Annotated in this window: 10 protein-coding genes; 6 read left to right on the top strand and 4 right to left on the bottom strand. The window is 74.1% G+C overall.

Features of this window, described 5'->3' with window-relative positions:
• Positions 1-444 precede the first annotated feature (444 nt).
• Together AOK09_RS05800 and AOK09_RS05795 are read left to right on the top strand one after the other, a co-directional pair.
• A complete protein-coding gene (locus tag AOK09_RS05800) occupies positions 445-1620 on the top strand; it encodes a lactate 2-monooxygenase (protein WP_055586034.1) in 1176 nt (391 codons plus the stop codon).
• Between the two features lie 12 nt (positions 1621-1632).
• Positions 1633-2604, top strand: a complete 972-nt coding sequence (locus AOK09_RS05795) for a 2-hydroxyacid dehydrogenase (RefSeq protein WP_055586033.1) — start codon at positions 1633-1635, stop codon at positions 2602-2604.
• A 129-nt stretch (positions 2605-2733) separates the two neighbouring features.
• Here AOK09_RS05795 and AOK09_RS05790 read toward each other — a convergent pair whose 3' ends face one another.
• Complete coding sequence (locus AOK09_RS05790; RefSeq protein ID WP_055586032.1) at positions 2734-3306, bottom strand: helix-turn-helix domain-containing protein; 573 nt, start codon at positions 3304-3306, stop codon at positions 2734-2736.
• A gap of 94 nt (positions 3307-3400) precedes the next feature.
• Between AOK09_RS05790 and AOK09_RS05785 the strand changes: the two genes are divergently transcribed.
• From AOK09_RS05785 to AOK09_RS05775, 3 genes are all read left to right on the top strand, one after another.
• On the top strand, positions 3401-4651 hold the full coding sequence (locus tag AOK09_RS05785; protein ID WP_055586031.1) for a benzoate/H(+) symporter BenE family transporter: 1251 nt from the start codon (positions 3401-3403) through the stop codon (positions 4649-4651).
• 247 nt (positions 4652-4898) lie between these two features.
• Positions 4899-5534 carry a TetR/AcrR family transcriptional regulator gene (locus AOK09_RS05780; protein ID WP_055586030.1) on the top strand — a complete coding sequence of 212 codons (636 nt, stop codon included), beginning with the start codon at positions 4899-4901 and terminating at the stop codon, positions 5532-5534.
• A gap of 141 nt (positions 5535-5675) precedes the next feature.
• The gene (locus tag AOK09_RS05775; RefSeq protein WP_245687139.1) at positions 5676-7223 is read left to right on the top strand and encodes an FAD-dependent monooxygenase; all 1548 of its coding nucleotides are present in this window, start codon (positions 5676-5678) and stop codon (positions 7221-7223) included.
• 211 nt (positions 7224-7434) lie between these two features.
• On the opposite strand, the gene AOK09_RS05770 is transcribed toward AOK09_RS05775, so the two are convergent.
• The 3 genes from AOK09_RS05770 to AOK09_RS05760 form a co-directional block, all read right to left on the bottom strand.
• Positions 7435-7782, bottom strand: coding sequence for a hypothetical protein (locus AOK09_RS05770; RefSeq protein WP_055586028.1), 348 nt, complete (start codon positions 7780-7782; stop codon positions 7435-7437).
• Positions 7783-7786: 4 nt separating this feature from the next.
• Positions 7787-8008 carry an EndoU domain-containing protein gene (locus AOK09_RS05765; RefSeq protein ID WP_055586027.1) on the bottom strand — a complete coding sequence of 74 codons (222 nt, stop codon included), beginning with the start codon at positions 8006-8008 and terminating at the stop codon, positions 7787-7789.
• A 120-nt stretch (positions 8009-8128) separates the two neighbouring features.
• Positions 8129-8695: a TetR family transcriptional regulator gene (locus tag AOK09_RS05760; RefSeq protein WP_063795851.1), complete on the bottom strand. Its 567-nt coding sequence runs from the start codon at positions 8693-8695 to the stop codon at positions 8129-8131.
• 394 nt (positions 8696-9089) lie between these two features.
• On the opposite strand from AOK09_RS05760, the gene AOK09_RS05755 reads away from it, so the two are divergent.
• Complete coding sequence (locus tag AOK09_RS05755) at positions 9090-10493, top strand: carboxypeptidase regulatory-like domain-containing protein (protein ID WP_063795850.1); 1404 nt, start codon at positions 9090-9092, stop codon at positions 10491-10493.
• Positions 10494-10862 lie beyond the last annotated feature (369 nt).

Raw genomic sequence — 10862 nt, 5'->3', positions numbered from 1 at the left:
CCGGCAGCTGGCGCCGCTGGTCACCGAGGAGCTGCTGCGCGAGGTGCTGGAGCTGGTGCCGGAGGAGTGGCTGGCGGACGAGCCGGGGTTCGCCTCCGTGGCGCAGCTGCGGCAGGCCTATGTCTCGCATCTCGCGTCCCGGGCGGCCGCCTCGGGCCTGTGGCTTCCGGACGGCTTCGCCACCCCCGAGCAGCTGCGCGCCGCCGACCCAGGCCGGGCGCCCGGCCTGGCTCCAGCACATCCCCGGCTGACCCGCCCGGCGCGGGGACCACGCGTCCCGTCGGCCGCCCCTCCGGTGGCGGTGTCCGGTTGCCCGTTCGGCGCGGTCTGCTTGTCATGGGGTGACAACCCCGCGTCGGCTCCGCTGAGCCCTTCCTGGACCGGGGCGTGCGGTCCGTACCAGGATCACGGTCAGGCAGTGGAAGCGAGCGGGAGGTTGGCGCCATGCAGGGCAGGGACTGGTCGGCGTTCCAGTTCGAGATCTACCTGAACGGGATGAACGGCACCGTGCCCCGGCTGCCCACCGACCTCACCCGTCTGGAGGAGATGGCCGCGCAGCGCCTCGGGCCCGGACCGGTGGGCTATGTCGCCGGGAGCGCGGGCAGCGGCCGCACCGAGCGGGCCAACCGCGAGGCGCTGGACCGCTGGGCGATCGTGCCGCGGATGCTGCGGGACGTGCGGGAACGCGACATGGGCGTGGAACTGTTCGGGCGGCGGCTGCCCGCACCGGTGGCCCTGGCCCCGGTCGGCGTCCTGTCGATCATGCATCCGGAGGCCGAGCCCGCGGCCGCCCGCGCCGCCGCCGCGCTGGGCCTGCCGTTCACCCTGTCGTCCGCCGCCTCCACCACCATGGAGCAGGTCGCGGAGGCGATGGGCGAGGGGGCGGAGCGCTGGTTCCAGCTCTACTGGCCCGGGGACCGGGAGGTGTGCACGTCCTTTCTGCGCCGCGCGAAGGCCGCCGGGTACTCGGCGCTGGTGGTCACCCTGGACACCTGGCTGCTGGCGTGGCGGCCACGTGACCTCGACCAGGCGTACCTGCCCTTCCTGCACGGCGTGGGCACGGCCAACTACTTCTCCGACCCCGCCTTCCGGGCCGGCCTGGCCAAGCCCGTGGAGGAGGACCCGCAGGCCGCGGTGCTGCACTGGGCCCAGATGTTCGCCGACCCGTCGAAGACCTGGGAGGACCTGGCGTTCCTGCGGGAGCACTGGGACGGCCCGATCGTCCTCAAGGGCATCCTGCACCCCGACGACGCCCGCCGCGCCGCCGACGCCGGCATGGACGGCGTGGTGGTCTCCAACCACGGCGGCCGGCAGGTCAACGGTTCGATCGGCGCGGCCGACGCGCTGCCCGGGGTGGCCGACGCGGTCGGCGACCGGCTCACCGTCCTCTTCGACAGCGGGGTGCGCACCGGCGACGACGTGCTCAAGGCGCTGGCGCTGGGCGCCCAGGGGGTGCTGCTGGGCCGCCCGTACGCCTACGGCCTGGGGCTGGACGGCGAGGCCGGGGTCACCCATGTGCTGCGGAGCCTGCTGGCCGAGTTCGACCTCACCATGGCGCTCTCCGGCCACACCCGGCCGGACCAGCTGACCCGCGAGACCCTGACCCGGTACGGAGCCTGAGGAGGACCCCCGATGAGTGAGCGCAAGAACCTGCTCGCCGTGGTACCCGCCCACCTGGGCGGACGGGAGGTGGGCGCCGGGCTGGCCGCGGGGTTCGCCGAACGGGCGGACGTCACCGTGGTGGAGACGGTGGGCGAGGACCCCGCGGCCCTGGCCCGCGCCCAGGTGCTGATCACCGCGTTGTCCCCGGTGACCGCCGGGGACATCGCCGCCGCACCCGCCCTGGAGTTCGTCCAGTGCACCAGCCACGGCTTCGACTACGTGGACCTGGAGGCCGCCCGTGCCCGGGGTGTCACCGTCGCCAACATCGGCTCCAGCAGCGCCGAGGACCACGATGTCGCCGAGCACACCTTCGCGCTGATGCTGGCCCTGGCCAAGCAGATCGTGCCCGCGCACACCGCGCTGGCCGCCGGGGAGTGGGCGACGCCGCGGCTGCAGCCCGTCCTCACCGAACTCACCGGCAAGACGCTGGGCCTGCTGGGCCTCGGCGCGATCGGACAGCAGGTGGCACGGCGCGCGGCGGCCTTCGACATGACCGTCCGCTACACGGCCCGCCACCCCCGCCCGGAGGCCGAGGAGCGGTACGGCGCCCGGCGCGTCGAGCTGGAGGAGCTGCTGCGCACCGCCGACTACCTCTCGCTCCATCTCCCGCTCACCCCGCAGACCCGGGGGCTGCTGAACGCCGAGCGGCTGGCGATGCTGAAGCCCACCGCCTTCCTGATCAACACCTCGCGGGCGGCCATCGTCGACCAGGAGGCGCTGGCCGACGCCCTGGAGGCGGGCCGTCTCGCCGGCGCCGGCCTGGATGTCTTCGACCCCGAGCCGCCCGGTCCCGGTCTGCGGCTGCTGCAGGCGCCCAACACGGTGCTCACCCCGCACATCGCCGGGATCACCAGGGAGACCCTGGTACGGATCGCCCTGGCCGCGATCGAGAACACCACCGCGTATCTGGAGGGCAAGCCCCCCCGCGACGTGGTGTCCTGACGGAGCGTCATCGACGGCGGACGGCTGGGAACTGCGGCTCCGTACCGCTCCCCCGGCCGCGGTCCCGGTGCGACGGGTACGACGCGGCCGGGGCCCCGCCGCCGCACACGGGTGGGTGCGCGGGGCGCGTCACCCGGCCGGTCCCGCGGGCCGGGTGCGATGGCGGATCACCAGGGAGGCGTGGACCTCCTCGGGGGTCTCGGTGGCATAGACGTGCGGGACGTCGGAGACCCAGCTGGCATGGCCGCCGGGCGGAACCACCAGCGGGGCGTCGGCGGGGCCGACCCGGGCGGTGCCGCTGAAGACGGTCAGGAACTCGGTGGCACCCAGCGGGTGGGCGGGCGAGGTCTGCACCCGGCCGGGGCGGATGCGCAGCCGGTACAGCTCGGTGAGCACCGGGCCGTCGGTGAAGGTCTCCAGCAGGGTCGCGGTCACGGCGGCGCCGTGGACGGACGCCGGGGGCTCCGGGCGGCGGGCGACCGGGTCCCCCAGCACGGTGGCGAGGGGGACGGCCAGCTGCGCGGTGACGGCGTAGAGGGTCTCCACGGTCGGATTGCGGGTGCCCGCCTCCAGCCCGGAGAGGGTGGCCTTGCCGACGCCGGCGCGCAGCGCCAGCTCCGACAGGGACAGCCCGCGCCGGGTGCGCAGCTCCCGGATGCGCCGTCCGATCCCGGCGGCGAGCGGCTCGGTGTGCTGATCCACCCGACAAGTATCCGGGATGCTGTTCCGTTTGCGGAACGCAGGCGTCTAGACTCGCGTTCCGTTTACGGAACGGCCGAACCGAGGGGGAGCCCGGATGCCACGCACACGCACACTGCAACCCGTACTGGCCGGAGTGGTGCTCGCGGTCGTCGGCTTCGCCAGCTCCTTCGCCGTGGTGCTGGCCGGACTGCGGGCCGTCGGCGCCGACCCCCGGCAGGCGGCGTCCGGACTGCTGGTCCTCTGCCTCACCATGGGCGTCACCGCGATCGTCCTGGGGCTGCGCTACCGGATGCCGCTGAGCATCGCCTGGTCCACCCCGGGCGCGGCCCTCCTGGTGGCGGTGGGACCGCAGCACCCGGACTACCGGGAGGCCCTGGGCGCCTTCCTCGCCACCGGGGCCCTGCTGCTCGCGGCCGGGCTGTCCGGGCGCTTCGCCCGGCTGCTGCACGCCATCCCCGGCCCACTGGCCGCCGCCATGCTCGCCGGGGTGCTGCTGCCGCTCTGCCTCGCACCGGTGCAGGCCGTGGCGCAGCTCCCCCGGCAGGCGGTGCCGGTCGTGGCGGTCTGGGCGGTGCTCTTCCGCTTCGCCCCGCGCTGGGCCGTACCGGGAGCACTGCTGACGGCCGTGGCCGCCATCCTGCTCACCCGGCCGCACGGCGGCTCCGCGGTGTCACTGTGGCCCGTCCTGACCGCACAGGCGCCCGCCTTCTCGGCCGGCGCCCTGATCGGCATCGCGGTCCCGCTCTTCGTCGTCACCATGGCCTCGCAGAACATCGCCGGGATGAGCATGCTGGCCTCCTACGGCTACCGCCCGCCGCTGCGACCCGTCCTGGCGACCACCGGGATCGCCACCATGATGGGAGCGCCCTTCGGCGGACACGCCGTCAATCTGGCGGCCATCACCGCGGCCCTGGCCGCCGGGCCCGACGCCCATCCGGACCCCCGGCGGCGGTGGATCGCCTCCGTCACCGGCGGCATCGTGTACATCGCGCTCGGCCTCTCCACCGGGCTGACGCTGTCACTGATCAGCGCCTCGCCGCCGCTGCTGATCGAGACCGTCGCCGGGCTGGCCCTGCTGGGCACCCTTGGCTCGGCGCTGCACTCCGCCGTCCAGGACTCCGGCCGGCGGGACGCGGCCGTGATGACGCTGGTGGTCACCGCGTCGGGCATCGCGCCGTTCGGGATCGGCGCGGCACTGTGGGGGCTGCTGGCCGGGCTTGCCTTCCAGGCCCTCTTCGGCCGGGCACCGCAGGCCGCGCCCCAGGCGCCGAAGCCGGAACCGGAGCCCGCGGCGCGGCAGGCGGCCGGGAGCAGCGAGACCCGCCGGCACCGCCCCCAGGATTGACGACCGACTGCCGGGCCGGCGACCCCGGCTGCGGCTGTGGAGGTAGGCAGCCGGCAGCGGCCGTCCCCATGTCCCCAACGACGGTGCGCTGAGCGTCCCTTCCGGCTGTACCGTCCGGACCGGGATGAACACCAGCGTGCCGCGGCCCGTGGAGGCGGCGACGGGGCCGCAGGAGAATTTTGCACGGTGCGCAAATTTGCCTGATCGGTAAAGTTGCGTGACGCGCAAGTTCAGGTACAGTACTGGTATGGCGATCGACCCACCGGGAGACCCCGCACCGCGGAGCGGGCTCCGGGAGCGCAAGAAGCAGGCCACCCGGGAGGCGCTGACCTGGGCGGCGCTGCGGCTCGCCCATGAACGCGGGCTGGAGAACGTACGGGTCGAGGACATCGCGGCCGAGGCCGGGGTCTCACCGCGGACGTTCAACAACTACTTCTCCAGCAAGTACGAGGCCATCGTCTCCCGCCAGGGCGACCGGGTGCGGCAGTCCGCGGCGGAGTTGCGGGCCCGGCCGGCGGACGAACCGCTGTGGGAGGCCGTGGTGCACGCCGCGCTGGCCCCCTACGGGGTCTCCGAGAGCGTCCCCGGCCCGGAGTGGATCGCCGGTGTCCGGATGCTGCTCGGTGAACCGGCCCTGCAGAGTGAGCTGCTGAGGGTCAGTGCGGCCGCGGGCGCCGAGTTCACGGCGGCCGTGGCCGAGCGCACCGGCACCGACGCCCGGCACGACCCCTATCCGAATCTGCTGTCCGCTGCGGTGCTCGCCGCCCTGCAGACCGCCCAGGAGCTCTGGCTCCGCGCCGACCCGCCGGTGCAGCTGCTGCCCCTGATGCGGGACGCCCTCCGTCTCCTCGCCGACGGGCTCCCCGACCCCTCGACCGGCTGACCCCTCCTACCGAGCAGGCCGGCCAGGCCGACCGTACCGGCCGGCCCCGGCGGCCTCCGACACCACCCGCACCACCGCACCACCGCACGACAGGCCCGCGCCGGGCCTTCCTCCGCCATGCCTTCGCAAGGGAGAAATATCGTGACATGGGATGTGGTCATCGCCGGTGGCGGCCCCAACGGGCTGGCCCTCGCCTGCGAGCTGGGCCTGGCCGGGGTGCGGCCGCTGGTCCTGGAGTCGCTGACCGAGCGCAGCAGCGTACCCAAGGCCAACGGCCTGGTCGGACAGGTCGTCAGGCTGCTGGACCAGCGCGGTCTCCATGAGCGCATCACCGGCAGCCCCGGGGCGCCGCGTCCGACGCCCTGGTACATGTTCGGCGGCATCCCCCTGGACCTGGGTCCGCTGGAGAGCAACCCGATCCACACCCTGCCCGTACCGCAGCGCCGCCTGGAGCAGCTGCTGGAGGAGCGGGCCGGGGAGCTCGGCGTGGAGATCCGCCGCGGGCAGCGGCTGACCTCGTTCACCCAGGACGACGACGGGGTCACCCTGGAGGTGACCGGCCCGGACGGCCCCCACCGGCTGCGCACCGCCTACCTGGTCGGCTGCGACGGCGGCCGCAGCACCGTCCGCAAGCAGCTCGGCATCGGCTTCCCCGGGGTGACCGGGGACGGCCTGGTCTCCCGTGCCGCCCATGTCTCCCTGCCCGGGGAGATGTGGGTCGCGGAGACCGGGGAGCTGGAGGTGCCGGGGTACGGGAGGGTGCGGCCGATGCTGCACACCCGCACCGACCGCGGGGTCTTCGTGGTGGCCCAGCTGGAGCCCGGCAAGCCGCTGGTCAGCACCCTGGAGTGGGACCCCTCGGCCGTCGGGGACGACACCCCCATGACCATCGCCGAGCTGCGGGAGAGCGCCTCGCGGGTGCTCGGCGCCGACCTGCCGATCGGGCCGCCGACCGCCCCCGGCCCGCATGTGCTGCGACGCGTCGAGGGCGGCAACACCCGGCTGGCCGAGCGCTACCGGGACGGCCGGGTGCTGCTGGTCGGCGACGCGGCCCATGTCCACTCCGCGGTCGGCGGCCCCGGGCTCAACCTGGGCATCCAGGACGCGGCCAACCTCGGCTGGAAGCTCGCGGCCCAGGTGCACGGCTGGGCGCCGCCGGGACTGCTGGACACCTACCACGACGAGCGGCACCCCGTCGGTGAGCGGGTCTTCATGCACTCCCAGGCGCAGCTGGCGCTGCTCTCCCCCGGGCCGGGCGTCACAGCGCTGCGGGAACTCCTCGGCGAACTGCTGGGCCGTACGGAGAACGTGCAGCACATCGCCGACACCATGGCCGGCAGCGACATCCGCTACCCCGTCGACTGCGCCCACCCCCTGGCAGGCCGGTTCGCGCCCGATCTCGCGCTGACCACCGGCAGCGGCACCTCCCGGCTCGCGGAACTGATGCGTGGCGCCCGTCCGCTGCTGCTCGACCTCACCGGCGGCCCGGACCTCCGCGACGCGGCGACGGGCTGGAAGGACCGTGTGGACACGGCCGCCGCCACCTCCCCGGACCCGGCGCCGGCCGCACTGCTCATCCGCCCGGACGGCTATGTCGCCTGGGCCGCCTCCCCCGGCGAGCCCACAGCGGAGATGCGCAGCGGACTCCGCCGGGCCCTGACGACCTGGTTCGGCGCACCCGCCGCCTGACCCGCCAGGGGCCGAACGCCGTATCCGTCAGGCACCCGGCCCGGTGCGAGCACACCGGCTACAGGCGGCCGGTGCCCGGGTCAGATGGCGGCGCGGGGACCGCCGTTGGGGGTGTGAAGGCGGCCGGCGTCCGGGCGGTGCCGGCCGGGGTTCCGATGAAACCGGCGATCCCCGGTACCGCTCGCAGCGGTACCGGGGATCGCCCCGGCTCTCAGGACCGGTCCAGGAAGGCGATCAGGGCCTCCAGCAGCTCCTCGAAGGCCGCCGCGTCCATGCGGCAGGTCTGGAACTGCCCGTAGAGATCGCCGATCTCCACCTCCCCGGGCCCCGTCCGCCGCACACTCGCACTCGGCGTCCCCAGCACGTACCCGGCGCCGAACCGGTCCGCCATCCGCCGCCACTCACGGAGGTAGTCCCGGGTGGCGTCCGCGGAGAGTCCGAAGGGGTCGATGAGGGTCTCCACGGCCAGCCGGAGGTTCTCCGGAGTCCCGGCGGGAGCCGCCGGGATCACCGCCTCGTCCTCGTCGACGCCGAACGACCACGTCGTGCTGCCGGACACCGTGTCACTTCCCCACCGGGAAGAACGTCGACGGGGTGTACGACCCGTCGGCCTGCTTCTCCAGGAACCCTGTCATCTTCACTCCCCGGTACTCCCCCTTGACCATGGTATTCCCTCGTTTGTAGCTGCCGTTGGCGAAGAGGTGCTCCCCGGCCGCCATGACGTCGTCGGCCGACCAGTCCACCGGGACGACGACCTTCCCTACCGCCTCGACCACGTGGTGCACGGCCTTCGTGGTACGCCGACTCGGCGGTGGCACCGGGTTGTCGGCTGCGGTGGCGCGGCTGGTGAACCGGCGGGCCCGGCGCCGTGTCGAGGGCGGCCGCACCCGGAGCAGGGCGGACTGTCAGCCGGGTACGGCGACGCAGTCGATGAGCCGGCGGGCGGCCGCGTCGGTGCGGGCGACATCATGGGTGACCAGGCGGTCCTGGCACAGGCCGCGCAGCCCGGAGACCAGCAGGGTGGCCCTGGCCCGCGCCTGCTGCGGGGCGTCACCGAGCCGGACGCAGGCATCGGCGATGGGACCGACCATCACCTCGACCGTGTCGGCGGCGAGGTCGCCGTACTGCTCGGGCTCGGTGGTGGCCAGGCTGAGCAGTTGCAGCAGCATCCGGATCGGCCCGGCCTGCTCGCCGACGGTGATCGCCTCCCACAGGCCGAGGGCGGCCCGGCGCAGACCGGCGGCGTCATGGACGTCGCCGAACATCCGCCGGGCATCGGGCCGGTTGGCCGCCAGGGCCTGGGCCAGCAGGTTCTCACGGCTGTCGAAGTAGTACAGCAGCATGCGCTTGGTGGTCCCGATCGCCTCGGCGAGCGGGCTGAGCGACATCTGTGCGAGACCGTGCTGCTGGAGGTAGCGGACCACCTGGTCCAGCAGTTCCGCGCGCTTCTCGGTGTTGAGGGGTCGGGGCACGCCTTGACTGTACCGATCGGTACACGTATGGTCCACCGGGTGTTGATGTTCCGATCGGTACAGGAACGACGCGGCCGGAGCCGCGGGCACCACCACGGCGACGGTCCACTGCGAGGAACGTCCAGCCGGTGAGCCCAGTGCCAGTAAGCCCAGCGCCAGTGAGCCCAGTGCCAGTAAGCCCAGCGCAAGGAAGACCAGTGCGAGGAAAACCAGTGCGAGGAACGGAGAGGGACGCCATGCAGACGGCTGCACCGCGGGCGACGATCGCGGACGGGGGGACTCCAGGACCGGTCCCCGCGACCCGCCGGCGACGACCCGGCCCCGGCGCCTGCGGTACGGCACCGGGACCGGAGCGAGCCGCTGCGTCCCGCCACGGCGTCCACCAGGCGGGCCGGTGACCAGGCGGACCGCACACCCCCACCGCGGAACCTCCCTGGCCAGGACCCTGGCCGACGCCCTCTGGTTCCCGGTGGCCCTCTTCCTGGGCTTCCTCTTCTGCTTCGCCCCGGCCCTGCACGCACCGCAGCCGCACCATGTGAAGGTGGCCGTCGCCGGACCGGCCGAGGCGGCGGCCGTGGAGACGGTCCTCCAGCGGCAGCATCCCGGCGGCTTCGACATCACCGAGGTGGCCGACGGACGCGCGGCCCGGCGGGCGGTCCTGGACCGGGACGCCACGGCGGGCTTCACCGGCGGCCGGCAGCCGCTGCTCTATGTGGCCAAGGCCAACGGGGCGTCCCTGGAACAGGCGCTCACCACCGCTTTCACCCCGTTCGCGGCGGAGCAGCGGCACCGTCTCGCGGTCAGCGACGTGGCACCCACCGTCGGGAAGGACCTGCTGGGCTCCACCGTGCTCTACTTCGGCATCGCCTGGAGCGTCCCCGGCTACATCCTGGCGACGACCCTGCTGCGTGCGACGGCCCTCGGCCGGCGCCGCAAGCTGCTGACGATCGCCGGCGTCGCCGCGCTGTTCAGCGTCACCGGCTTCCTGGTCGCCGTCGGCCTGGGCTACCTCCCCGACGACCCGTGGGCCATGGCGATCGCCTTCCTGCTCACCGTGGCGGTGGCCACGGTCTCCACCGGCCTGGCGCCGTTCGCCAGGCAGTTCTTCCCCGCCGTGGGCATGGGCCTGTTCATCGTGCTGTCCATCCCCACCAGCGGCGGCGCGGCGCCCGCTCCACTCCTCCCGGTGTTCTTCCAGGACCTGCACACCGTCATGCCGCTGGCCAACGCGATCGACGCCCTGCGGGGGGTGCTGTACTTCGACGGGGCGGGGGTGCTCAAGCCGGTACTGGTGCTCTGCGGGTGGATCGTGGCCGGCGCCGCCCTGATGGTGCTGGACGCCTGGCTGCGCCACCGCGCCGCCGCACGGCGGCTCGAGGACGGCGCGCCGGAGGAGGCCGAGGAGCCGGAGGAGGTCGAGGAGCCGCCGGTGGACGATCCGGCGCTGGAGATGCCGACGCCCACCGCGCTCCCGGTCCATGCCCACCACCACCTCGGAGAACCGGTGCCGTCGCTGCTGGGCAGCGTCCATGACGCCGAGCAGCTGCCGGTCCACGGCGCCGCGGTGACCGTCATGGACGCGAGGGGGCGGCAGCTGGTCCGCACCACGACCGACGGGCGGGGGGACTATGCCGTGACCGGGCTGCCCGAGGGGTACCTCAGCATCGTGGTGTCGTCCGCCGGACTGCGTCCGCTGGTCCACCAGAAGCTGCTGCGGCCCGGTGCGGCGGTCCGCGCGGACTTCACGATGCACGCTCCGAACGGCACCCGGCCGCAGTGGACGCTCGCCGACCGGTAGCGGACGGTCCACGGCGCCGGGCGCCCCCTGCCGGTCGGACCCGCTCCCGGGGCGGAGCGGGTTTGGCCGGCTCCGGGGAATTCCGGCCGCACCCTTCCTACTCGACGGTAACCAGCGTTACAGTGGCTTCACCACCACCGCCGGGCCTCGGGAGCCGCACCGGCGGGGTCCCGTCCGCCGCGCCACCGCGCGGTCCCTCAGGACGGGACGGCGTGCCTGCTCCCGTTGCCGCCCCCGTGGTCCTCCGGGAGGCGTCGTTCCCAACCATGCGACTCGGCGGGACGACGGCACAGCCTCAGCAGCACCACGTCACCACCGGGCTCCGGCCGGAGCGGAACGGCCCCCCGGTGCGGTGTCGCCGCCGTGTTC

Source organism: Peterkaempfera griseoplana (genome assembly GCF_001418575.1).
Lineage (GTDB): Bacteria > Actinomycetota > Actinomycetes > Streptomycetales > Streptomycetaceae > Peterkaempfera > Peterkaempfera griseoplana.
Note: the sequence above shows the minus strand (reverse complement) of the source record. Positions and strands in the feature narration are given on the sequence as shown.